We start from the raw sequence: 23,867 nt of genomic DNA on the forward strand, positions 1-23,867 counted from the left end.
AGCAGTCCACAGGAAGGCAGTGCCGTGGCAGGCTCCACCCGACGATCCACCGGGACCCCCGCGCGCGGCGCCGCCGCGTCCGGCGGTCGGCGGCGGATCATCGACTACCCCCGGCGGGGCTACCGCGGTCTGCACCGCTGGCTGCCGTCGTGGCGGTTCGTCGTCGGCGCCGTCACCGGCTTCGTCTTCCTGTGCCTCGGGCTCGCGGTCGCCGCGTACGCGCTCACCGACGTGCCCGCCCCCGACGAGTTCGCGGAGGAGCAGGCGTCGACCGTCTACTTCGCCGACGGCACCACCGAGATCGGGACGTACCCCGGGCCGAACCGCACCCTGGTGGACTACGAGACGCTGCCCGCCCACGTCGGCGAGGCCGTGGTGTCCTCCGAGGACCGGACGTTCTTCGAGAACTCCGGCGTCTCGATCACCGGCATGGCGCGCGCGTTCTGGAACAACGTCCGTGGCGGGGCGACGCAGGGCGGGTCGACGCTCACCCAGCAGTACGTCGAGCGCTACTACGTCGGCGAGACCACGGTCAGCTACGTCGGGAAGGCCAAGGAGGCCCTGCTGGCGATCAAGATCGCGCAGTCCGAGACCAAGGAGCAGATCCTCGGCCGGTACCTCAACACCATCTACTTCGGCCGCGGCGCGTACGGCATCGAGGCCGCCGCCCAGGCGTACTTCGGCAAGCCCGCCGCGGACCTGTCCGTCTCCGAGGCCGCGCTGCTGTCCGGCATCATCCCGTCGCCCGGCAACTGGGACCCCGCGGTCAGCCCGGAGAAGGCCGAGCAGCGGTGGAACGGCGTGCTCAACGGAATGGTGCGGGACGGCTACCTGACCCAGGCCGACCGGGACGCCCAGACGTTCCCCCCGACGGTCGAGTACACCCAGAGCGACCGGCTCGGCGGCACCAACGGCTACCTGCTGAACTACGTCCAGCAGGAGCTCGTCGCGACCGGGACCATCACCGAGGACATGCTCGAGCGGCGGGGCCTGAAGATCGTGACGACGATCGAGCCGCAGGTCCAGCAGGACGCCGTCGACTCCGTGATCAAGCTGCTCGACCAGGACGACGACATGTACGAGCACGCCAACGGCGAGGTCCCGTCGCCCAACCTCAAGGTCGGCGTCGTCTCGATCGACCCGGCGACGGGCGGCATCGTGTCGATGTACGGCGGCCGCGACTTCCTGACGGACCAGATCAACCGCGCCACCCGCGGCACCCAGCAGGCCGGCTCGACGTTCAAGCCGTTCACGCTGATCGCCGGGCTGGAGAACGGCGTCCCGCTCACGAAGTCGTACCCGGGGTACTCCCCGCAGGAGTTCGGGGACTGGAAGGTCAACAACTTCGGCTTCGAGGACTTCGGCACGATCGACCTCGTCAAGGCCACCGAGCAGTCGGTCAACACCGTGTACGCCCAGCTGAACCTCGAGGTCGGCCCGGAGAAGACCGCCGAGGTCGCCCAGCGGGCCGGCGTGAAGTCGCCGGTCAACAGCGAGCGGTCGAACGTGCTCGGCACCGACGCGGTCACCACGCTCGACATGGCGTCGGCGTACGCGACGATCGCCGCCCAGGGCGTCTACCACAAGCCGTTCATGGTCGCGCAGGCCACCTACCCCGACGGCGACGTGGCCTACTCCGGCCAGACGCAGCCGGTCCAGCAGTTCGAGGCCGACGTGATGGCCGACACCACCTACGCCATGACCCAGGTCGTCGAGAAGGGCTCCGGCCGGGCGTACGTCAAGCCGCTCGACCGCCCGATCGCCGGCAAGACGGGTACCTCGAACGACAACAAGTCCGCGTGGTTCGTCGGCTTCACCCCGCAGATCGCCACCGCGGTGTCGCTCAGCCAGGTCGGCGACAACGGCAGCGACCCGGTGACCATCACCCCCTGGGGCGAGGACGCGTCCGGCCGGTCGCTCACGGTCAACGACCGCGGGATCACGGGCGCCACCTGGCCCGCGGCGGTGTGGGCCGACTACATGGGCAAGGTCTTCCAGGTCGAGAAGTACGCCCCGGTGGTCGACTTCCCGGAGCGCGCGAACGTGAACCGCGCGGCGGCGCCCACGTCCACGCCCACCACGCAGGCGCCGGTCGAGACCCAGGCGCCGGAGCCGGAGCAGCCGACGACGGTGGCGGTGCCGTCCGGGCTCACCGGCCAGCTCTCCGGCGACGCGCAGGCCGCGCTGCAGAACGCGGGTCTGGTGCCCTCCGTGGCCGAGGAGTTCAACGCCGCGGCCCCCGGGACCGTCCTCGGCGCGAGCCCCGGCGAGGGGTCGCAGGTGGCGCCCGGGTCGACCGTCACCCTCCGGGTGTCCAAGGGACCGCAGCCGCAGCCCCAGCCGACGCAGCAGCCGACCCAGGGCGCCGGCCAGGCCGGCAACAACGGGCAGGGCGGCAGCAACCAGGCGAACCCCGGCACCGGCGGCTGAGCCGCGCACCAGGACCCGCACCGTCCACCCGGTCGGGCGGCCCCGAGGGGTCGCGCGACCGGGTAGACTGGTGCGCTGCTGTGCCCGCCCCACCGTCGCCATCGACACCACGGGGCCCGGGGGCAGCGACGCAACGACACCCTCCTGCCACGGAACGACCGTGGCCGCCGAGACCAGAGGAGGTGGGTATGAGCCTGCGTCAGTACGAGATCATGATCATCCTCGACCCCAGCATCGACGAGCGCACCGTCGCCCCGTCGCTCGACAAGTACCTGTCGGTCGTCAAGACCGACGGCGGCTCCGTCGACAACGTGGACATCTGGGGCCGTCGCCGCCTGGCGTACGACATCAAGAAGAAGTCCGAGGGCATCTACGCCGTCGTCGACTTCTCCTCGACGTCGGACACCGCCAAGGAGCTGGACCGTCAGCTGGGCCTGAACGAGGTCGTCCTGCGCACGAAGGTCCTCCGCAAGGAGTCCTGACGCGTCAGACCGCGCGCGTACCGTGCGGGACACCCCTTCGACGAGCATCGACGAGAACGAGGAGCTGGCATGGCTGGTGACACCACCATCACGGTGATCGGGAACCTGACCGCCGACCCGGAGCTGCGGTTCACGCCGTCCGGCGCCGCGGTCGCGAACTTCACCGTGGCGTCCACGCCGCGCACGTTCGACCGCCAGAGCAACGAGTGGAAGGACGGCGACACGCTGTTCCTCCGCTGCTCGATCTGGCGGGAGGCGGCGGAGAACGTCGCCGAGTCGCTCACCAAGGGCACCCGCGTGATCGTCAGCGGCCGACTCGTCCAGCGGTCCTACGAGACCCGCGAGGGCGAGAAGCGCACCGTCTACGAGCTGCAGGTCGACGAGGTCGGCCCGTCGCTCCGCTACGCCTCGGCCAAGGTCACCCGGACCCAGCGGTCCGGCGGTGGCGGCGGCGGGTTCGGCGGCGGCGGTGGCGGCGGCTTCAACGGCGGTGGCGGCGGCGGTGGCGGGTTCAACGGCGGCGGCCAGTCCGCGCAGCAGGACGACCCGTGGGCCACGCCCGCGGGCGGCGGCGGCGCGGGTGGCTACTCCGACGAGCCCCCGTTCTGATCGAGCACCGCTGACCGCCAGGTCGGCACCGGCGCCGCGCGCGCCATCCCGAACATCCCATCCCGGGGCATGGCAACGCCCCGGGCTCCGTACGTAGAACAAGGAGCACCACGATGGCCAAGGCCGTTGTCCGGAAGCCCAAGAAGAAGCAGAACCCGCTCAAGGCGGCGAAGATCGAGTCGGTCGACTACAAGGACACCGCCCTGCTGCGGAAGTTCATCTCCGACCGCGGGAAGATCCGCGCCCGCCGCGTGACCGGCGTGTCCGTCCAGGAGCAGCGCGCGATCGCGCGGGCCGTGAAGAACGCCCGCGAGATGGCGCTCCTGCCGTACTCGTCGTCGGCTCGCTGAGAAGGAGCAACAAGATGGCCAAGCTCATCCTGACCCACGAGGTCACGGGCCTCGGCGCTCCCGGCGACGTCGTCGACGTCAAGGACGGGTACGCCCGCAACTACCTCGTCCCGCGTGGTCTCGCGACCGCGTGGAGCAAGGGTGCGGAGAAGGAGATCACGGCGATCCGCCGTGCTCGCAAGACCCGCGAGATCGCGACCCTCGACGAGGCGCGCGCCGTGCGCGACTCGCTGCAGGGCAACCCGGTCACCGTGGCGGCGAAGTCCGGCGACGCCGGCCGCCTCTTCGGTGCGGTCACGACCGCCGAGATCGCCGACGCGGTCAAGGCCGCCGGCGGCCCGTCGATCGACCGCCGCAAGATCGAGGTCGCGCAGCCGATCAAGGCGACCGGCGAGTACGCGGTGCAGGTCCGCCTGCACCCGGAGGTCTCCGCGAAGCTGACCGTCAAGGTCGTCGCGGCCTGACGCCACGCGCCAGCGCGCACCGCGCCCCCGTCCCGGTCCCCGGGGCGGGGGCGCGGTCGTGTCCGGGGCGCGCGCTCGGTGCGTGCGCCGAGATCGGTGGTTCGGTCCGAGATCGGTGGTTCCAGGGACCGATCTCGGCGCGAGGCACCGATCTGGGCGCCCGACGCGCCGGATCTCCGCCGCGCGGCCGAGGCGCGGCGCACCCGGGTCGGCCTACGGTCGAGGCATGTCGGACGAGCGCGCACCCGCCCCGCCGGACGAGCCGGGCGGTCCCCGGACCGGTTCCGCCCCGGAGCCGGAGCAGGACTCGGCGGGTGCCGGTGCCGCGTACCTGCCGATCGGGATCGTGTTCCTCGTGCTCGGCATGTCCGGGCTGCTGAACGACTCCATGCGGTACGCGTCGTTGGCGTTCTTCCCGGTCGGCGTGGTGTTCCTCGTCCTCGCGATGCAGGGCCGCTCCGCCGAGAGCGCCGACCCCGAGGCCCACCCGGGTGAGCCCTCTGCGGACGACGAGAGGCCGCCGCGGGTCTGAGCTCCCCTCAGGCCCCGGTCACCATCCAGGTGTCCCGACGCGCGCGCAGGCCCGTCGTGACCGCGCGGGCGAGCATGAACACCCCGGCGAACGCCGCCCACAGCCACGCCAGCCCCGCCCAGCCGTCCGGCGCCCAGGCGCGCACCGCGAGCGCGAAGGGCACGTAGACGGCGAGCGTCACCATGCCCGCCGCGGCGAGGAACCGGCCGTCGCCGGCCCCGATCAGCACGCCGTCCAGCACGAACACCCACCCGGCCATCGGCATCAGCACCGCCGCCACCGCCAGGCTCAGGGTCACCGCGTGCCGCACGTCGGGGTCCGAGGTGAACAGTGCCGACAGCCACCAGCCGAGCCCGCCGGTGACCACCCCGAGCACCACGCCGGCACCGACGCCCCAGGCCAGCGTGCGGCGGAGCAGCGCGCGCACCAGCCCGGTGTCGCCGGCGCCGAGGGCGTGGCCGATGAGTGCCTGCGCGGCGATGGCCAGCGCGTCCAGCGCGAACGCCACGAAGCCCCAGATCGCGTTGACCACCTGGTGGCCCGCCAGCGCGACCGGTCCGAGCCCCGTGGCGACCCACACGGTCAGCAGGATCGCCGCGCGCAGCGAGAGCGTGCGGAGCAGCAGCGGGGTGCCGGTGCGGACCCCGGCGAGGATGCCGCCCGGCGCGGGCCGCAGCGAGGCGCCGGCGGACCGCGCACCGGGCACGACGACCACCGTCAGCACGATCCCCATGCCCACCTGCGTCGCGGCGGTGCCCGCGCCCGAGCCCGCGATGCCGAGGTGCAGGCCGTAGACGAGCACGACGTTGAGCACGGCGTTCACGGCGGCGCCGACCCCCGCGACCACGAGGGGCGTCTTTGTGTCCTGCAGCCCGCGGAGGGCGCCGGTGGCCGCCAGCACGACCAGCATGCCCGGCAGGCCCGGGGCGGACGCGCGCAGGTAGAGCACCGCCTGGTCCGCGACGTCGCCCGTCGCGCCCAGCGCGCCGACGGCCCACGGCGCGACGAGCACCGCCACCGCGGCGAGCACCACGCCGAGCCCGGCCGCGAGCCACAGCCCGTCCACACCGACCTGGAGCGCGCCCGAGCGGTCGCCGGCGCCGAGCCGGCGCGCGACCACCGCCGTGGTGGCGTACGCGAGGAACACGCACAGGCCGACGACGGTCACCAGGAGGGTCGACGCGAGCGACAGCCCGGCGAGCTCCGTGGTCCCCAGCCGACCGACGATGGCCGAGTCCACCAGCACGAACAGCGGCTCGGCGACCAGCGCGCCGAGCGCGGGCACCGCGAGGCCGAGGATCTGGCGGTCGACGGTGGACGGCATCTGTCCGAGGCGTGAAATGGCGGCCAACGACTTCTCCGTCCACATGGGTTCACCGTGTTTGCGCCGGTGAGAACGCCCTGATCACAGGCGTGCCCGGCTTCATCCACACCTGTGTCCACGACCTGTGGACATCTCGCGGCGTGCGTCCACAGCCTTCCACAAGGTCGTCCCCACCCCCTGTGGACGTCTCGCTCGACGGACCGTCCCCGGCGGCCCTAACCTCGCGTCGGCGCGCGTACCGGACACGGTCGCCCGCCCTCCCCGGACGTGTGGGTGGGCGGTGCTAGAACGGGTGTTCGACGGCAGTCGCCGGGGGACGAGCGAAGGTGGGGCGGGCAGCAGCGTGACGATCGAGGAGCTCGAGTACGGAGCCCCCGCGGGGCAGGGCCGCGCGGCGTTCGACCGGACCCCGCCGCAGGACCTCGACGCCGAGCAGAGCGTCCTCGGCGGCATGATGATCTCGAAGGACGCCATCGCGGACGTCGTCGAGGAGATCCGCGGCAGCGACTTCTACCGCCCGGCGCACGAGGCGATCTACGACGCCGTCCTCGACCTGTACGGCCGCGGCGAGCCCGCCGACGCCGTCACCGTCGCGGACGAGCTCACCAAGCGTGGCGAGATCGGCCGCGTCGGCGGCGTGCCCTACCTGCACACCCTCATCTCGATGGTGCCGACGGCGGCCAACGCCGGGTACTACGCCCGCATCGTCCGGGAGCGTGCCGTGCTGCGCCGCCTGGTCGAGGCCGGCACCCGCATCGTCCAGCTCGGCTACGCGACCGACGGCGGCGACGTCGAGGAGATCGTCAACAACGCCCAGGCCGAGGTGTACGCCGTCAGCGACCGCCGCACGACCGAGGACTACCACCGCCTCGGCGAGGTCGTCGCCGGCACCCTGGACGAGATCGAGTCCGCCGGGCACCGCGGCGAGGGCATGGTCGGCGTGCCGACCGGCTTCGCCGACCTCGACCGGCTCACCAACGGTCTGCACCCGGGCCAGATGATCGTCATCGCAGCCCGCCCCGCCATCGGCAAGTCGACGCTCGCGCTCGACTTCGCGCGCGCCGCGTCGATCAAGCACCAGCAGGCGTCCGTCGTCTTCTCGCTCGAGATGAGCCGATCCGAGATCACCATGCGTCTGCTGTCCGCCGAGGCGCGCGTCCCGCTGCAGAAGATGCGCAACGGCTCGATGGGCGACGACGACTGGCAGAAGCTCGCCCAGATCCAGGGCAAGCTCACCGAGGCGCCGCTGTTCATCGACGACTCGCCGAACATGTCGCTGATGGAGATCCGCGCGAAGTGCCGGCGGCTCAAGCAGAAGCACGACCTCAAGCTCGTGATCATCGACTACCTGCAGCTGATGTCGTCCGGCAAGCGCGTCGAGTCCCGCCAGCAGGAGGTCTCGGAGTTCTCGCGTGCGCTCAAGCTGCTCGCCAAGGAGCTCGAGGTCCCGGTCATCGCGCTGTCGCAGCTGAACCGTGGCCCGGAGCAGCGCACCGACAAGAAGCCCGCGATGTCCGACCTGCGTGAGTCCGGGTCCATCGAGCAGGACGCCGACATGGTGATCCTGCTGCACCGCGAGGACGCGTACGAGCGGGAGTCCCCGCGCGCGGGCGAGGCGGACCTGATCGTGGCCAAGCACCGCAACGGCCCCACCGACGTGATCACGGTGGCGTTCCAGGGGCACTACTCGCGGTTCGTGGACATGCAGGCCTGAACAGCCCTCGTCGCGAAAGACCGTACCGGTCATGTGTACAGACGTACACATGACCGGTACGGTCGTGCACCTGGCTCCGACCACGCACCACCGAACCGGAAGACAAGCCCACCGTGTACTCGCTCCTCCTGGCGGTCATCTACGTCGCCTTCGTCAGCCTCGGGCTCCCGGACTCCCTCATCGGGGCCGGCTGGCCGGTGATGCACCGGGACCTCGGCGTCCCGGAGGCCTTCGCCGGCCTCGTGACCATGATCATCGCCGGCGGCACGATCCTGTCCAGCCTCGCGTCGGAGCGGGTCACCCGTCGGTTCGGAGCCGGCCTCGTCACCGCGGTCAGCGTGGGCCTCACCGCCGCCGCGCTCGTGGGGTTCTCGGTCTCCGGCTCGTTCTGGATGCTCTGCCTGTGGGCCATCCCGTACGGACTCGGCGCCGGTGCCGTCGACGCCGCGCTGAACAACTACGTGGCGCTGCACTACGCCGCGCGGCACATGAACTGGCTGCACAGCTTCTGGGGGCTGGGCGCGTCGATCAGCCCGTTCATCATGAGCTACGCCCTCACCTCCGGCCTCGGCTGGTCCAGCGCCTACCGGACCGTCGGCATCGTCCAGGTGGTGCTCACGATCGCGCTGGTCGTGAGCCTGCCGCTGTGGGGCAAGGTCAACCCGCGCGTCCCGGCGGGGCCCGCCGACGCGGGTGGCGACGCCGCGGAGGGCGAGGACGAGGAGCACGGGAGGGGCGCCGGCCACGTGCCGCTCGGGCGCGCGCTGCGGATCCCGGGCGTCGTGCTGATCCTGGTCGCCTTCTTCGCCTACTGCGCGCTCGAGAGCACCTCGATCCTGTGGGCATCGACGTTCCTCGTCGCCGACCGCGGCGTCGCCCCGGCGACAGCGGCGGCGTTCGCGTCGCTGTTCCTGCTGGGCATCACCGGCGGTCGGTTCCTCGCCGGGTTCTTCGCCGACCGGGTCGGCGACCGTCAGCTGATCCGGGGCGGCTTCCTGACGGTGGCGGTCGGCGTCGGCATGATCGCGGTGCCGCTGCAGGCCGACCTGCTCGTCCTGATCGGGCTGGTGGTGACGGGTCTCGGGTGCGCGCCCATCTACCCGGCGATCATCCACTCCACCCCGGTCAGCTTCGGCCGGCGCAACTCGCAGGCCATCATCGGCATCCAGATGGCGGCGGCGTACACCGGCTCGACCCTCGCGCCGCCGCTGTTCGGCGTCCTCGCCGCGTGGACAGGGATGTGGATCTTCCCGCTGTTCCTGGGGGTGCTGGTCGTGCTCGGCCTGGTGATGTCCGAACGGCTCAACCGGCTGGTGGGGCGCCGAGCAGCGGTGGACCCGGTCCCCGCGCGGTCCTGAGCCGCGACCACCCCGCCGCTCACCAGGACGGGCGCGCCCGAGACCCGACGCCTACCGTCGGCAGGGTCGTCCGAGCCGAGGGAGCACCATGCGCGTCGTCGTCATCGGCGGGAGCGGCCACATCGGCTCGTTCCTCCTCCCCCGCCTGGTGCGGGCCGGCCACGAGGTGGTCACGATCAGCCGCGGCACGTCCGCGCCGTACGTCGACGCGCCGGAGTGGCGGGACGTCGAGCGGGTCGTCGCCGACCGGGAGCAGGAGGATCGCGCCGGGACGTTCCCCGACCGGGTCGTGGCGCTGCGCCCGGACGTCGTGATCGACCTGGTGTGCTTCACCCGGGAGTCGGCGGAGCGCCTGGTCGAGCGGCTGCGCGGGCAGGTGGGGCACCTGGTGTTCTGCGGGTCGATCTGGCGGTCCGGCCCGAGCCGCACCCTCCCGGTGTCCGAGCGCACCGCGACCCCGCCGCTGGGGGAGTACGGCGTCCAGAAGGACGCGATCGCGCGGATGCTCGCCGCGGAGACGGCCGCGGGCGGCCTGGTCACCACGTCGCTGCACCCCGGCCACATCAGCGGGCCCGGGTGGGCGCCGATCGGCCCGACGGGCAACCTCGACCCCGCGGTGTGGCGGACGCTGTCAGCGGGGGAGCCGCTGCGCGTCCCCGGGATCGGTGCGGAGGCGATGGCCCACGTGCACGCCGACGACGTGGCGCAGGCGTTCGAGCGCGCGGTCGCGCACCGGGAGGCGGCGGCCGGCGAGGACTTCTTCGTGACCGCGGCGGACGCGTTGACGGTCCGCGGCTACGCCGAGCTGGCCGCGTCCTGGTTCGGGCGGACCGCGACGCTGGAGCCGGTGACCTGGGACGCCTTCCGGGCTGGTCTGACTCCCGAGCACGGGGAGCAGAGCTGGGAGCACCTGGTCCGCAGCCACGTGTTCACGGTCGAGAGGGCGGAGCGGCTGCTCGGCTACCGGCCGCGGTACACCGCCGGCGAGACGGTGCTCGACGCCGTGCGGTGGCTGGTGCAGCAGGGCCGCGTCGAGGTGGCGGCGCCGATGGTGGTCTGAGCGCGCGGACGCCGCCGGTCCGGGCCCGGTGGACGGGGTCCGGACCGGCGGCAGCACGGGGCGCACGGCGCCGGCGTCGTGTCTCAGCGGTGCCGGCGACGCCGCGAGACCGCCGTGAGCGCGACACCGGTCGCACCGACCAGGCCGGCGACCAGGGCGGTCGCCGCCGCACCGGCACCGGTGACCGCGAGCGCCGGGATCGTGGCACGCGCCGCGGCGGCCGGGACGGTGTCGGCAGGCACGGCCGTGGCGGCGGGGACCGCCGTGCTGGCGGGCACCTCGACCCCGGGGGTCCCGGGCTGCTCGGGCCGGATCGGCTCGGACGGCTCGTACGGTGCCGACGGCTCGCCGGGGTCGGTCGGGTCGGTCGGGTCCGTGGGGTCGGTCGGGTCGGTCGGGTCCGTGGGGTCGGTCGGGTCGGTCGGGTCCGTCGGGTCGCTCGGGTCCCCCGGGACGCAGTACTCCCAGCCCCGCTCGTCGACCCCGCCGCGGCCGGAGTTGTCCTCACCGAAGTGGTAGTTGTACCCGTTCGACTCGGTCCAGGCGATGCACATGCCCGGCTCCAGCCCGAAGTACGACCACGGGACGAAGGTCGCGCCGATGAGCTCGCGGTGGATGTCGACGTTCAGGTTGCTCGCGCCGGGGATGTTGATGTTCACGTATCCGTTGGCGGGGATCGGGTCCCGGAAGTGCAGGCCGTCGCTCTCCCACCAGAACGGGCGCTCGTAGCCGTCGTCCTGGTACCCGTCGGTCACGGGCGTGCCCAGCGTGCTCGACTCGCCCGCCAGGTCGCAGGTGACGCACGCGGTCCCCGCTGCGTCCTCGGGGCCGAGCAGGGTCTCGGGCAGGTCCGACGGGGTGGCGACCTCGGGCTCGACGGTCTCGACCGCGTCCGCCTCGACGGTCTCGGCCTCGACGTCCTCGCTCTCGACCACCCCGCTCTCGGCCGCCCCGCTCGCGGCCGGCGCGCCGCCTGCCTCGACGGGGTCCGCCGGGGCGGAGGCCTCGGCGCTCACGACGGGGGTGCCGGCGGGGGTGGGCTCCTCGACCGCGGGTGCCGCGGTGGGAGCCAGCAGCAGCGCCACGGCGGCGGCTGCTGGCACGGCGATGGTGGACATGGTTCCTCCTCGCGGATCGGTGGGGCGGACGCGGGCGTCCGGCTGCTGGGGGTCGCGGGCCGCTCGCGCGGTCGCGGTGACGTCTCCATGTGACGGCCGCGGCGACCTCGCACAGCCGCGGGACGACGAGGTGGAGCAGCTCCGGGGGTGCGGTGGAGCACCCGGGTCGGCGGCGTTGAGCAGGCGGGAGGCCGGGCTGAGCAGCGGGCACGCCGGGCGCGCGCGGGTTGGGGCCCGCCTCGGTAGCGTGGTCCGGGTGCAGGGGGAGTCCTGGAGCGACGACGTGGTCGGCCAGGTCCTGGACGCGCTGCGTTCCGGCACCGGGGTCCTGCTGACGGGGGTCGCGGGCGCAGGCGCCGGGGCGCTGGCCGAGCGCGCCGTGGGCGTGCTCGCCGAGGACGGGTGGCAGGTGGTCCGGGTGCCCGGCCGGCCGGGGGTGCGGGGCCGGCCGCTCGGGGCCCTGTCGCTGGCGGGACCGGCGGCGCGTGCCGCGTCCGGGGAGCCGCTCGCGCTCGCGGTGTCCCGCGTGCAGGAGGCGGTCGGCGCCGGGCGCGCGGTCGTGCTCGCGCGGCGTGCGGACCTGCTGGACGAGGAGACCCGCGCGGTGCTCGCGACGGTCGTCGACCGGACCGCCGCGCGTCCGCTGCTCACCTCGCGCCCCGACCGGAGCAGCCGGCTCGCCGCGCTGCGTGCCGCCGGGGAGGTGCCCGTCGCGGCGCTCGCGGTGCCGTCGCTGCGGTTCGACGACCTCCTCGCGGTGCTGGCGGACGAGCTCGGTGCCCCGGCGGCGCCGGACGCGGCCGCCCGGGTCTACGCGCTGTCGGCGGGCCTGCCGGGGGTGGCGCGGGCGATCGCCTCGGGCGCGCGCCGGGCCGGCCGGCTGGTGGAGGCGGGTGGTGCGTGGACGGCGGTCGCGGACCTGCGCACGCCGGGCCTGGAGACCGTGGTCGACCAGCTGCTGGAACGGCTGGACGGGGCGGCGCGGTCGGCGCTGGGCGTGCTGGCCACGCTGGGCCCGGCGAGCCCCGACGTGGTCCGGCGCGTGCTCGGCTGGGACGAGCTGGCCGCGCTCGAGGACGCCGGGGTGGTCCGGCTGGTCGAGTCGGGGGACCGGACGGAGGTGGTGGTCGTCCCGCCGCTCGTCGCCGAGCACCTCGTGGCGTCGCGGAACCGGGTCGAGGAGCTGCGGGCGCGCGACCGGGTGGAGCAGGCGCTCGGGGTCGCGCCGGCGGACGTGGCCGACACGCGGGCCGGGCTGACCGTGACGGGGTGGGCGGCGTCCCGCGAGGGGGTGGCGGTGCTGGGCCGGCGGCTGCGGCACGCGGCGGGCATCCGCCTCGCCGTCCGCCGGGCGGAGTGGCAGCACGACCCGACCCCGGCGACGACGGTGCGCCTCCTCGACGCGATGGCGCAGGCCGGGGTCGGCCGCGCGGACGTCGAGGAGGTGGTCGCCGCGGCCCGCGAGCGTCCCGGGCCCGGGGGGACCGGCCCCGTCGACGAGTGGTACGCGCGCTACCTCGGCCTCGCGTGCGGCGAGCCCGACGCCGCCCTCGCGGTGCCGGTCCCGCCCGGCGCCGACGGCAGGCGCGCGCGGGCGCGCCTGGAGCTGCTCCTCGGCCGCCCCCTGCCGTCCGCGGAGCCGACGGAGACCGCAGCAGCCGCCGACGCCCCCGAGGACGACGGCGTCCGGGGTGACGCGACCCCGCCCGACCCGGCGGGCGGCGCGGCCGCGGACGCCTGGCCGCTGCTCGCCCGCGGCCGGGTGCGGGACGCGCTCGAGGCGTCCGGCCCGGAGGGCGGCCGGGAGCAGTCGCCGCCGACCGCCGAGGACCGGGCGGTGCACGGGATCGCCGCGATCCTCGCGGGCAGCATCGACGCGGCGGTCCGGGACGCCGGCCGCGCCCAGGACGCGGCGCGCGCGGACCTCGACGGGCCGGCGGTGGAGATCAGCGCGGCGGTGGCGGCGTTCGGCCTCGCGCTCGCGGGCCGGTCCCGCGAGCTGCGGGAGCACCTCGCCGCGGCGCTCGCGCTGGGGCCGACGGCGCCGCTGCAGCCCTGGGCCCGGGCGGGCCTGCTCTGCGTCGGCGCGGCGCTCGCCGCCGCCGACCACCGGGTGGTGGCCGCCCGGGCCCTGGCCGACGGGCTCACGGCCCTGCGGCTCCCGCTGAGCCCGGTGCCGCTGACGTCCGCCGCGCTGGCGCGGCTGCGGGTGTCCGTCGTGGCTGGCGAGGACCCCCGGGAGGGCGCGGAGGCCCTGTGGCGGGAGGTGGACCAGAGCCTCGACCGCGGGTTCGTCGCCGCGGCGGTGCTCTCCGGCGCGGCCGCGGCGGAGGTGCTCCCGGACCACCCCGTGGCGGCGCGGGTCGCGGCGGCGGGCGCCGCGAGCCAGGGGACAGTGCTGCCGCTGCTCGGCCGGTACGTCGGCGCGCTGGCGTCCGGGCGGCCGGACCGGGCCGCGGAGGTGGCCCCGGCGCTCGGCTCCGCCGGGCTGCGGATCCACACCGTCCGCGCGCACGCCCGCGCGGCGTCCCTGGCCGCGCTCCAGGGCGACCCGGCGTCGGCGCAGTCCGAGCTCGCCGCGGCGGACGCCGTCGTCGCGCGGGCCGGCGGGGACCTCGACGGTGCGGTCGACGCGCTGGGCCCGGTGTCGGGGCTGAGCGGCCGCGAGCTCGAGATCGCCCGCCTCGTCGCGGCGGGCTCGTCCAACCGGCAGGTCGCCGAGGCGCTGGGTGTCTCGGTGCGGACGATCGACAACCACCTGTACCGGATCTACCGGAAGGTCGGCGTCAGCGACCGCGAGAGCCTGGCCCGGCGCATCCACTGACGCTGAGCAGGCCACCCGGCGGTCGCTCGCCGTCGTGCCGCGCGCTGCTCCCCGGCGGAGCCGGCCCTGCTCCACCCCCCGGGGCGGGCCGCTGAGCACCGCGCCCGCGGCGGTCGGATGGAGGCACCACGCGCCCGGTCCGACCGACATCCGGGCGCCCCAGACCTCGGAGGTCCCCGTGCCCGGTGCCGCCGGCATCCGCCCCCACGACCAGCCGCGGCGGGTCAGCGCCCGGCGGACGGTCGACCACGCCCGTTTGGTGGTCCTCGTCCCCGCGCACGACGAGGAGCAGGCCCTCCCCGGTGCCCTGCGCGCCCTGCGGCGCCAGACCGTGCGCCCGTCGGCCGTGACCGTCGTCGCGGACCGCTGCACCGACGGCACCGCGGAGGTCGCCCGGTCGTTCGGCGCCCGGGTGCTGCCGACCCGGGACAACGAGCACCGCAAGGCGGGCGCGCTCAACCAGGCGCTCGCGGCGCTCGCGGTCGCCCCGCCGGAGTACGTGCTGGTCCTCGACGCCGACACCCGCATCGCGCGGACGTTCGTGGAGACCGCCCTCGCGCACCTGGACTCCGACCCGTCGCTCGGCGCGGTGAGCGGCATCTTCCACGGCGACGACCCGCACGGGACGCTCGAGCGCTGCCAGGCCAACGAGTACACCCGCTACGCGTCGAAGATCCTCACCACGGGGCGGGTCAGCGTCGTCACCGGGACGGCCTCGATGTTCCGCTACCGGGCGCTGGCCGACGTCGCCGACCACCGTGGCACGGGGCTGCCGGGGTCGCCGGGCGACGTGTACGACCGGGGGGCGATCACGGAGGACTCCGAGCTCACCCTCGCGCTGCGCACGCGCGGCTGGCGGCTCGTGGCGCCGTCCCACTGCCGGTGCAGCACGGAGCTCATGCCCACCCTGGCGACGCTGCACCGGCAGCGGGTGCGGTGGTACAGCGGGATGCTCGACAACCTGCGCGCCCACGGCCTGACCCGGGTCACCGCCCCGTACCACCTGCAGCAGGCGGCCCTGACGCTCGGGACGCTGACGTGGTGGCTCCTGCTGCTCCTGATGCTGCTCGCGGCGGTGGGCGGGACGTTCGCGTGGCAGACGCTCTGGCTGGCCGTCGGCGGCGTCTTCCTCGTCGAGCGGCTCGTCTCCGTCTGGGACGGCGGCCGCCGGGCCCGGTGGCTCAGCCTCGCGGTGCTGCCCGAGCTGCTGTACGACACGGCGCTGCAGCTGGCCTACCTGCACGCCTGGGTGGCGCACGTCCGCGGCCGGCAGCCGAACTGGGGGCACCTCGCGCCGGCGCGCGCCTGACCGTGCGGCGGGCCCCGGCCGCCCTCGCCGTGCGGGCGCTCTCAGCCGCGGGGGCGCCCCGCACGCAGGCGCCGGTGCGCGACGACGGCGCACCACCCGGCGCCGGCGGCCACGACCGCCCCGAGCACCGCGCCGAGCGCGACGTCGTGCAGGTAGTGCACCCCCTCGAGCACCCGCCCCGCCGCCACCAGCAGCGCCAGGACGACAGCGGCCCACGTCGCCCGGGCCGACCGGGTCGCGAGCGCCACCACGACCACGGCGGCGACCGCGACGGTCGCGTGGTTGGACGGCAGGGACCAGTCGCCGGCGGGCGGGCAGTCCGCCGCACCTGCCCACCGCGCGCAGGGCCGCGCCTGCGTCAGGAGCGCCTTCGCCGTCTCGCTCGCCGCGTAGGCGAGCACCACCCCGGCGGAGGCGCCGAGCACGGCCGGCAGCCGGTCGCGGTGCGCGCGCCGGACGTGCAGCACGGCCGCGGCGGTCACCGCGCCGAGCACCCCGATCGCCCCCAGGGACAGCAGGTCGATCGACGGCAGCGGTGCGGTGGACGACAGGGCCCACCGGGAGACCACCACGCTCAGGCTCCCCGGGAAGGGCAGCAGCAGGGCCACCAGCGCGAGGGCGGCGAGGAGCAGGAACGGTGCGAGCGGGGCGCGTGTCGTCGTCGGCATGGCCCCGACGCTAGGAGCGCGCGTGCCGGCGGTCGTCGCCCCGCGGTGGGACCCCGGCACGGCCCGGGTGCGACCGTCGTCGGACCCGATAGCGTGCCGGGCATGGCAGCAACGCGGCTCCTCGTCATCGGCGGCACCGGCGTCATCAGCTCGGCCGTCACCCGGCTCGCGGTCGAGCGGGGCCTCGACGTCACGGTCCTGAACCGCGGGTCGAGCGCGACCCGTCCGCTCCCGGAGGGCGTGGAGGTGGTCCAGGCCGACGTCCGGGACCCGGCGTCCGTCCGCGCCGCGCTGGGCGACCGCGAGTTCGACTCGGTCGTCGACTGGGTGGCGTTCACCCCGGAGCACGTGCAGACCGACGTCGACCTGTTCGCCGGGCGGACCGGGCAGTACGTGTTCATCTCGTCCGCGTCGGCGTACCAGACGCCCCCGGAGCGGCTGCCGGTCACCGAGTCGACGCCGCTGCGCAACCCGTTCTGGCAGTACTCCCGGGACAAGATCGCCTGCGAGGACCTGCTGGTGCGGGCGTACCGCGACCACGGCTTCCCGGCGACGGTGATCCGCCCGTCGCACACCTACGACCGCACGCTCGTCCCGCTCGACGGCGGCTGGACGGCGATGGAGCGGATGCGGCAGGGCCGCGAGGTCGTGGTGCACGGCGACGGCACCTCGCTGTGGACGCTGACGCACCACGAGGACTTCGCCCGCGGCCTGGTCCCGCTGCTGGGGCACCCGCGCACGCTCGGTGAGGCGTTCCACATCACCTCGGACGACGTGCTGACCTGGGACCAGGTGGTGCGGGCGCTCGCGGCCGCCCTCGGGGTGGAGCCGCGGATCGTGCACGTGCCGTCGGGCGCGATCGCGGCCGCGGACCCGGAGTGGGGCGCAGGCCTCCTCGGCGACAAGGCGCACTCGATGGTGTTCGACGCGACGAAGCTGCGCCGGCTGGTCCCCGACTTCGCGACGACGATCCGGTTCGAGCAGGGCGCGCGGGAGATCGTCGCGTGGCACGACGCGGACCCGGCGCGGCGCGCGGTGGACGCCCGGCTGGACGGGGTGATGGACGACCTGGTGGCGCGGTACCGGGTGGCCTGAGGCGCGCGCCGGGCCGCCTCAGGGCATCGGGACGATCCCGGCGGTGGCCCGCCCACCGGCGTCGAGCAGGTGCCCCAGGTGCTTGGTGGTCCGCAGCACCACGGACCGGTCGGCGATCGTCACGCCGGGCAGGCGCTCCTCGACGACGGCCTCGAGCCTTCCGACGTCCTGCAGGGTCCGCAGCCAGACGGCGACGATCACGTTGTACTCGCCCACCGTGGTGACGACCAGCCGGACCTCGTCCATCCGGCCGAGCTGCGGGCCGACGCGCGCGACCATCGCCGCCGGCACCCGCAGGAAGTACCAGGCGTAGATCGGCCACGGGGTGTGCGCCCGCGCCACGTCGACCCGCATGACGAACCGGCCGGACGCCCGCATCGCCGCGAGGGCGTCCCGGGTGCGGCGGGGGGTCATCCCGACCCGGGCGGCGAGCTCGGCCACGCCGATCCGCGCGTCCTCGGTGAGCGCCTCGCTCAGCGCCCGCGCCTCGTGCGGGCGCACGGCGACCGCCCCGCCGGTCGGCCGGGCGTCCAGCGCGGCGACCCGCGCGACCTCCTCCTTCGACAGCGCGCGCATCCGCCAGCTGCGGGCGTCGGTGACGACGTCCGACACCAGGTGGGTGCGCATCGCGCGGACGCCGGAGACGCCGCGGATCCGCTCGAGCGTCCAGGACGCCACGGCCTCGGTCCCGGTGGAGCCGAGGCTGAGCATGATGTCGCGGCCCCCGGCGGTGAGGTCGATGGTGAAGGCCTCGCCGTCGGCCGCCAGCGCGTGGGCGACCGCGAGGGTCTCGCCGGGGCTGCACTCGATCTCGATCAGGGACAGCTGGGTCTGGTCCCCCCAGCCGTACCCCGTGACGTAGACGAGGCCCTCGCGGGTGAGCCGGGCCCAGCGCCGGGACAGGGTGACGGGGTCCGCCCCCAGCACCGGCGCGAGGCCGGACCACGGCGCGCGCGGGCTGATCTGCAGCGCATGGATCAGGCGCTGGTCCAAGTGGTCGAGAGCCTCATCCTGCACAGAGCACCGCCTTTCGGTCTGTTTCCGGCAGTCTGCACCATCGACGCCGGTGCGCCTCCTAGCGTCGCGCCACCTCGTCGGCCCGTCCCAGGAGACCTCATGACCGCCTCCGCACCTCCCGGCACCGCCCAGGCCCGCCCCGCGCTCCGCGGGGTCGTCGGCTTCCTCGTCGTCATGGAGCTCGGCTCCGGCATGCTGCAGGGCTGGTACCCCGTCCTGCTGTCGGCCATCGGGTCCGAGTTCGGCGTCACCGCGGCCTCGCTCAACTGGGTCAGCGCCGCCTACATGCTCGCCACCGTCGTGTGCGTGCCGATCATCGCGAAGCTCGGGGACCGGTACGGGCACCGGCGGATGCTGACCGTCGCCGCCGCGCTGGTCGCGCTCGGCTCGGTCGTCGTCGCGCTCGCCCCGAGCTTCGCGGTGCTGCTGGTCGGGCGCGCCCTGCAGGCTCCGCTGGCCGCCTTCCTGCCGCTGGAGTTCGCCATCGTGCGGGACCGGGACCCGAAGTCCGCCGGCCGGTCCATCGGCAAGCTGGTCGGGGCGCTGACGTTCGGTGCCGCGATCGGGTCGCTCGGGGCCGGCGCCCTCTACGGCGCGGTCGGGGACCTGCGGCTCGTGCTGTGGGTGCCCGCGCTGTTCCTCGCGGTCTGCGTCCCGGTCGTCGCGTTCCTGGTGCCCGAGTCCCGGGTGCGGGCGAGCGGCACGACCGACTGGCTCGGCGCGGCGCTGCTGGGCGTCGGCCTGCTCGCCGTGCTCGGCGGGATCTCGAACGCCGCGTCCTGGGGCTGGACGAGCCCTCTCACGGCGCTGGCGGTGCTCGGCGGCCTCGTCCTGCTCGTCGCCTGGGTGGCCGTCGAGCGCCGGGTCGCGCACCCGCTGGTCGACGTGACGCTCCTGGTCCGCGGCGGCATCGGCCTGCCGATCGTGATCGCGTTCCTGTTCGGTGCGCAGCTGTTCGGCAGCCAGACCGCCTCGACCCTCTTCATGCTGAGCGACCCCGGCGCGGTCGGCTTCGGCCTCGGCCTCACCTCGGCGGCGGTCGGCATCGTCTCGCTCGTCGTGGCGCTCGCCGCGTTCGTGGCCTCCAGCGCCGGCGACCGGGTCGCGACGCGGCTCGGCGTGCCGGGCGCCGTCGCGCTCGGCGGCGCCCTGCTCACGGTCAGCTACGTCGGCCTGCTGCTGGGATCGGGGTCCGCCGTGGTCGTGGTCGCCGCGATGCTGGTCGGCGGGCTCGGCAACGGCGTCCTGATCTCGGTCCTGCCGACGATCGTCGTGACCCGCGCCCCGGCCGACTCGGTGGGGATCGCCTCGGCGCTGTACAACACCTCGCGCACCGCGGCCGGCGCGGTCGCCGGCGCCGTGTTCGCGCTCCTCATGGCCAGCTTCGTCGCCACCGTGGGGTCGGGTGACGCGGCCGTCACCACCACGTCGTTCACCGGGTACGTCGCCGTCTGGGCGGTGTGTGCCGCGATCGGCGTCGCGGTCACCGCCCTCGCCCGGTTCCTCCGCGGACCGGCGCCCGCCGACCCGCTCGCGGCCGCGCCCGCCGAGGCCGCGCCCGCCGAGGCCGCGCCCGCCGCCACCGTCCCCGCCGTCCAGCCCGTCACCGCAGGAGAGCACGCATGACCCTCACCGGATCCGTCAGCCCGACCACCCCGACGCCCGCCCCGGCGCGCATCGACGTCGGCGAGGCGCGGCGGCGCACCGCCGAGGTCGTCCGCGGCTGGGAGCAGCGGCTGCTCGCGGTCAGCCACGAGATCCACGCGCACCCGGAGGTCGCGTTCGCGGAGCACCGGGCGGCCGGCCTGCTCGCGGACGCCCTGCGGGACGCCGGGTTCGACGTCACGGTCGGCGCCTTCGGGCTCGACACCGCGATCGACGCGACGGCCGGCTCGGGGGAGTTCGTGGTGGCGGTGTGCGCGGAGTACGACGCCCTCCCGGGCCTCGGGCACGCCTGCGGGCACAACATCATCGCCGCGGCCGGACTCGGGGCGGCCGTCGCCCTGGCGTCCGTCGCGGACGAGGCGGGCCTGACGGTCCGGCTGCTCGGCACGCCGGCCGAGGAGCACGGCGGCGGCAAGGTGCACATGCTCGAGGCCGGCGCCTGGGAGGACGCGACGATCTCGCTCATGGTGCACGGCGCGCCCGGCGTCGACGTGCGCTGCGACGAGTTCACGACGCAGGCGGTCGACCGGTTCGAGGTCGTCTACACCGGGCGGGCGGCGCACGCGGCCGCCGCGCCGCAGGCGGGGATCAACGCGCTGGACGCGGCGACGATCGCGCTCGCCTCGATCGGGCTGCTGCGCCAGCAGCTGCCGGGCACGGTGCGGACCGCCGCCGTGGTGACCTCGGGCGGCGAGGTCACCAACATCATCCCGGCGCGGGTCGTCCTGCAGGCCGAGGTCCGCTCGTTCGACCTCGACGAGCTCCGCGACGCCAAGCGCCGCGTCCTCGCGTGCTTCGAGGCCGGGGCGATCGCCTCGGGCTGCACGTGGGAGCAGCGCCGGACCGAGCCGCGGTACGACCCGCTGCGGCAGGAGCCCGTGCTGGCCGAGGCGTGGAACGCGGCGCTCGCGGACCTGGGTCGCCCGACCGTCTCTCTCGGCGGCGCCGCCGGGGGCTCGACGGACATGGGCAACGTCTCGCAGGTGGTGCCGTCCATCCACCCGGGGATCGCGGTGCGGGGCTCGACCGCCGCCCCGCACACCGTCGGCTTCGCCGCCGACGCGGCCTCCCCGGCGGCGGACGCCGCGGTCCTGGACGCCGCGACGGGCCTGGCGTGGGCGGCGTGCGCCGCGGCGCTGTCGCCGCAGACCCGCGCCGACCTCCTCGCCCGGCAGGCGGCCCGGCCGGCGGGCGCCACCACGACGCCCCAGGGACGCGAGTGACGGCGGCGCCGGTCGGGTCGCGCGAGGATGTGGGCGTGTACGTCTCCGCCCTCGACCTGTTCTCCATCGGCATCGGCCCCTCGTCGTCGCACACGGTCGGGCCCATGCGGGCCGGGGCGGACTTCGCGCGCCGCGCGCTGGCCGCGCTCCCGGGCCGCGTGACCCGGGTCGGCGCGGTCCTGTACGGGTCCCTCGCCGCCACCGGGCTCGGGCACGGGACGCCGGACGCGCTGGTCGCCGGCCTCGCGGGCCTCGCGCCGGAGACCTGCGACCCCGCGGCCGTGCGCGGCGCCTGGTCCGCGCACCCGGAGGGCCAGGTCCTGCTGCTCGGCGGCGTGCTGCCGGTCGCGTTCGCGGCCGCCGACGTCGTGCTCGAGCCCCGGGTGCGGCGACCCGGGCACCCCAACACGCTCGTGCTGCGCGCGTGGGCCGACGGCGCCGACGAGCCCGCGCTGGAGAAGACCTACGAGTCGGTGGGCGGCGGCTTCATCCGGTGCCTGGGGGACGAGCCGGCGGAGCCCGTCGCCCCGGTGGCCGCCGCCCGGGAGGCGGCCGCCGCCGACCTGCCGGTGTTCCGGTCGGGTGCCGAGCTGCTGGCGCGCTGCCGCGGCGGGCGGACGATCGCGGACGTCGCCTGGGCGCACGAGGTCTCCCGGCGGGAGCCCGCGGACGTGCGGGCGGGCCTGGACGCCGTGTGGGCGGCGATGCGCGCGTGCGTCGAGGCGGGGACCACGACCGAGGGCACGCTCCCGGGGGGCCTGCGCGTCCGGCGGCGGGCCGCCGCGATGCGCGCGAGCCTCGAGGCCGCGGAGGCGGGGGGCCGGCGCACCGGGAGCGAGTGGCTGCAGGTGTACGCGCTCGCGGTGAACGAGGAGAACGCCGCCGGCGGGAGGGTCGTCACCGCACCGACGAACGGCGCGGCCGGCATCCTGCCCGCGGTGCTGCACCACTACTGGGCCACGGAGCCCGGGGCGTCGACCGAGGGCGTGCACCGGTTCCTGCTCACCGCGGCGGCCGTCGGGTCGCTGATCAAGGCGAACGCGTCGATCTCGGGCGCCGAGGGCGGGTGCCAGGCGGAGGTCGGGTCGGCGTGCGCGATGGCCGCCGCCGGGTACTGCGCCGTGCTGGGCGGGACGCCGGAGCAGGTGGAGAACGCGGCCGAGATCGCGATGGAGCACCACCTCGGGCTCACCTGCGACCCGATCGCCGGGCTGGTGCAGGTGCCGTGCATCGAGCGGAACGCGATCGCGGCGACGACCGCCGTCACCGCCGTCCGGCTGGCGCTGCACGGGGACGGGTCGCACATCGTCTCCCTCGACGCCGTGGTGGAGACCATGCGGCAGACCGGCGTGGACATGAGCGACAAGTACAAGGAGACGAGCCGCGGCGGTCTCGCCGTCAACGTCGTGGAGTGCTGAGCGGCGTCGGGATGCTCCCGGCGGGCGGCGGCGGGATGCTGGACCCCGGCCCCGCCGCAGCCCGCCGCGGGGCAGCACCCCGCGCGAAGGAGCACCCGTGCAGCACCGCAGCATCGGCCCGTACACCGTCTCCGCGATCGGCCTCGGCGCCATGCCGATGTCGATGAACAACGACAAGGTCTACCCCGACCACGACGAGGCGATCGCGACGGTGCACGCCGCGCTCGACGCGGGCGTCACGCTGATCGACACGGCCGACATCTACGCGCCGTCCTGGGACCAGATGGGGCACAACGAGCGCATCGTGGCCGAGGCCGTGCGCACCTGGGGCGGCGACACCGACGGCCTGCTCATCACGACGAAGGGCGGCATCACCCGCAGCGAGGGCGAGCGGTGGGGGCGCGACGGCTCCCTCGCCTACCTGCGCTCGGCGGTCGAGAAGTCGCTCCGCGAGCTCGGCGTCGAGGCGATCGACCTCTACCAGTACCACCGCCCCGACCGGTGGCTCGTCTACGGCGAGATCATGGAGCACCTGGCGACGCTGAAGCAGGAGGGCAAGATCCGCGAGATCGGCATCTCCAACGCCAGCGTCGAGGAGATCGAGATCGCGCAGCAGGTGCTGGGCGAGGGCGGCCTGGTCAGCGTGCAGAACGAGTTCTCCCCGCGGCACCCCGGCAGCTACGACGAGCTGCGGTACTGCGAGGAGCACGGGATCGCGTTCCTGCCGTGGAGCCCGCTCGGCGGCACGGGCGGCGGCGGCCGCGGCGTCGGCGACCGGTTCTCCGTGTTCCGGGAGGTCGGCGAGGCGCACGGGGTCAGCCCGCAGCAGGTCGTCCTCGCGTGGGAGCTCGCGCTGAGCGACGTGCTGGTGGCGATCCCCGGCGCCCGGCGGCCGGCGTCCATCACCGACTCCGCGCAGGCGGCCGACCTGGCGCTCACGGCCGAGGAGGTCGAGCGCTGCTCGCGCGCCGTGGGGCTCGACGTCGGCTGACGCCTCGCGCCGACGACGCGCCGCCCCCGGTCACCGCAGCCGCGTGACCGGGGGCGGCGTCGTCCCCGGGGGCGGCACCGCCCGCTGCGGGGCCCCGGCGCACGCGATCCGTCAGGAACCGGCGGCGGCCCGTATGGAACCCGTGAGGATGGCCGCCGGCGCGGCCGGGCGGGAGTCGGATGGGACACGACCCGGGGAACCGACCCGGGTCCGCCG

Annotated in this window: 20 protein-coding genes; 16 read left to right on the forward strand and 4 right to left on the reverse strand. The window is 75.2% G+C overall.

What is annotated here, in order from left to right; translation table 11 throughout:
• The first annotated feature begins 24 nt into the window (after nucleotides 1-24).
• The 6 genes from FS882_RS04150 (at nucleotide 25) to FS882_RS04175 (ending at nucleotide 4,867) form a co-directional block, all read left to right on the forward strand.
• Nucleotides 25-2,430, forward strand: a complete 2,406-nt coding sequence (locus FS882_RS04150) for a transglycosylase domain-containing protein (protein ID WP_158371077.1) — start codon at nucleotides 25-27, stop codon at nucleotides 2,428-2,430.
• 188 nt (nucleotides 2,431-2,618) lie between these two features.
• On the forward strand, nucleotides 2,619-2,912 hold the full coding sequence (gene rpsF, locus FS882_RS04155) for a 30S ribosomal protein S6 (RefSeq protein ID WP_147795064.1): 294 nt from the start codon (nucleotides 2,619-2,621) through the stop codon (nucleotides 2,910-2,912).
• A gap of 69 nt (nucleotides 2,913-2,981) precedes the next feature.
• On the forward strand, nucleotides 2,982-3,521 hold the full coding sequence (locus tag FS882_RS04160) for a single-stranded DNA-binding protein (protein ID WP_147795063.1): 540 nt from the start codon (nucleotides 2,982-2,984) through the stop codon (nucleotides 3,519-3,521).
• Nucleotides 3,522-3,634: 113 nt separating this feature from the next.
• A complete protein-coding gene (gene rpsR, locus FS882_RS04165) occupies nucleotides 3,635-3,871 on the forward strand; it encodes a 30S ribosomal protein S18 (RefSeq protein WP_013772910.1) in 237 nt (78 codons plus the stop codon).
• 14 nt (nucleotides 3,872-3,885) lie between these two features.
• On the forward strand, nucleotides 3,886-4,335 hold the full coding sequence (gene rplI / locus FS882_RS04170; RefSeq protein ID WP_147795062.1) for a 50S ribosomal protein L9: 450 nt from the start codon (nucleotides 3,886-3,888) through the stop codon (nucleotides 4,333-4,335).
• Between the two features lie 226 nt (nucleotides 4,336-4,561).
• Nucleotides 4,562-4,867, forward strand: coding sequence for a hypothetical protein (locus FS882_RS04175; RefSeq protein WP_158371079.1), 306 nt, complete (start codon nucleotides 4,562-4,564; stop codon nucleotides 4,865-4,867).
• Nucleotides 4,868-4,874: 7 nt separating this feature from the next.
• Here FS882_RS04175 and FS882_RS04180 read toward each other — a convergent pair whose 3' ends face one another.
• On the reverse strand, nucleotides 4,875-6,191 hold the full coding sequence (locus tag FS882_RS04180; protein WP_262348052.1) for an MATE family efflux transporter: 1,317 nt from the start codon (nucleotides 6,189-6,191) through the stop codon (nucleotides 4,875-4,877).
• Nucleotides 6,192-6,534: 343 nt separating this feature from the next.
• On the opposite strand from FS882_RS04180, the gene dnaB reads away from it, so the two are divergent.
• The 3 genes from dnaB (at nucleotide 6,535) to FS882_RS04195 (ending at nucleotide 10,323) form a co-directional block, all read left to right on the forward strand.
• Nucleotides 6,535-7,905, forward strand: coding sequence for a replicative DNA helicase (gene dnaB / locus FS882_RS04185; RefSeq protein ID WP_154727855.1), 1,371 nt, complete (start codon nucleotides 6,535-6,537; stop codon nucleotides 7,903-7,905).
• 113 nt (nucleotides 7,906-8,018) lie between these two features.
• Nucleotides 8,019-9,263, forward strand: a complete 1,245-nt coding sequence (locus tag FS882_RS04190; protein ID WP_158371082.1) for an MFS transporter — start codon at nucleotides 8,019-8,021, stop codon at nucleotides 9,261-9,263.
• Between the two features lie 88 nt (nucleotides 9,264-9,351).
• On the forward strand, nucleotides 9,352-10,323 hold the full coding sequence (locus FS882_RS04195) for an NAD-dependent epimerase/dehydratase family protein (RefSeq protein WP_158371084.1): 972 nt from the start codon (nucleotides 9,352-9,354) through the stop codon (nucleotides 10,321-10,323).
• 83 nt (nucleotides 10,324-10,406) lie between these two features.
• Here FS882_RS04195 and FS882_RS21325 read toward each other — a convergent pair whose 3' ends face one another.
• Entirely contained in the window at nucleotides 10,407-11,441 is a 1,035-nt protein-coding gene (locus tag FS882_RS21325; RefSeq protein ID WP_158371085.1) for a hypothetical protein, read from the reverse strand.
• 256 nt (nucleotides 11,442-11,697) lie between these two features.
• Between FS882_RS21325 and FS882_RS04205 the strand changes: the two genes are divergently transcribed.
• On the forward strand, nucleotides 11,698-14,265 hold the full coding sequence (locus FS882_RS04205) for a helix-turn-helix transcriptional regulator (RefSeq protein WP_158371086.1): 2,568 nt from the start codon (nucleotides 11,698-11,700) through the stop codon (nucleotides 14,263-14,265).
• Between the two features lie 178 nt (nucleotides 14,266-14,443).
• Complete coding sequence (locus tag FS882_RS04210; RefSeq protein ID WP_187365120.1) at nucleotides 14,444-15,574, forward strand: glycosyltransferase family 2 protein; 1,131 nt, start codon at nucleotides 14,444-14,446, stop codon at nucleotides 15,572-15,574.
• A 41-nt stretch (nucleotides 15,575-15,615) separates the two neighbouring features.
• Here FS882_RS04210 and FS882_RS04215 read toward each other — a convergent pair whose 3' ends face one another.
• Complete coding sequence (locus FS882_RS04215; protein ID WP_158371089.1) at nucleotides 15,616-16,242, reverse strand: phosphatase PAP2 family protein; 627 nt, start codon at nucleotides 16,240-16,242, stop codon at nucleotides 15,616-15,618.
• Between the two features lie 102 nt (nucleotides 16,243-16,344).
• On the opposite strand from FS882_RS04215, the gene FS882_RS04220 reads away from it, so the two are divergent.
• Entirely contained in the window at nucleotides 16,345-17,337 is a 993-nt protein-coding gene (locus FS882_RS04220; protein WP_158371091.1) for an SDR family oxidoreductase, read from the forward strand.
• Between the two features lie 18 nt (nucleotides 17,338-17,355).
• Here the strand turns inward: FS882_RS04220 and FS882_RS04225 are convergent, their stop codons facing one another.
• Nucleotides 17,356-18,354: an Lrp/AsnC family transcriptional regulator gene (locus FS882_RS04225; RefSeq protein ID WP_187365121.1), complete on the reverse strand. Its 999-nt coding sequence runs from the start codon at nucleotides 18,352-18,354 to the stop codon at nucleotides 17,356-17,358.
• Nucleotides 18,355-18,453: 99 nt separating this feature from the next.
• Here FS882_RS04225 and FS882_RS04230 point away from each other — a divergent pair, with 99 nt between their 5' ends.
• From FS882_RS04230 to FS882_RS04245, 4 genes are all read left to right on the forward strand, one after another.
• Nucleotides 18,454-19,980: an MFS transporter gene (locus tag FS882_RS04230; RefSeq protein WP_187365122.1), complete on the forward strand. Its 1,527-nt coding sequence runs from the start codon at nucleotides 18,454-18,456 to the stop codon at nucleotides 19,978-19,980.
• Nucleotides 19,977-21,242 carry a M20 family metallopeptidase gene (locus tag FS882_RS04235; protein ID WP_158371098.1) on the forward strand — a complete coding sequence of 422 codons (1,266 nt, stop codon included), beginning with the start codon at nucleotides 19,977-19,979 and terminating at the stop codon, nucleotides 21,240-21,242. Before FS882_RS04230 ends, FS882_RS04235 begins: the two co-directional genes overlap by 4 nt.
• A gap of 29 nt (nucleotides 21,243-21,271) precedes the next feature.
• Nucleotides 21,272-22,660: an L-serine ammonia-lyase gene (locus FS882_RS04240; RefSeq protein WP_158371101.1), complete on the forward strand. Its 1,389-nt coding sequence runs from the start codon at nucleotides 21,272-21,274 to the stop codon at nucleotides 22,658-22,660.
• A 97-nt stretch (nucleotides 22,661-22,757) separates the two neighbouring features.
• Nucleotides 22,758-23,651: an aldo/keto reductase gene (locus FS882_RS04245; RefSeq protein WP_158371104.1), complete on the forward strand. Its 894-nt coding sequence runs from the start codon at nucleotides 22,758-22,760 to the stop codon at nucleotides 23,649-23,651.
• Nucleotides 23,652-23,867: the final 216 nt, after the last annotated feature.

The organism is Cellulosimicrobium cellulans (genome assembly GCF_007679345.1).
Lineage (GTDB): Bacteria > Actinomycetota > Actinomycetes > Actinomycetales > Cellulomonadaceae > Cellulomonas > Cellulomonas cellulans_A.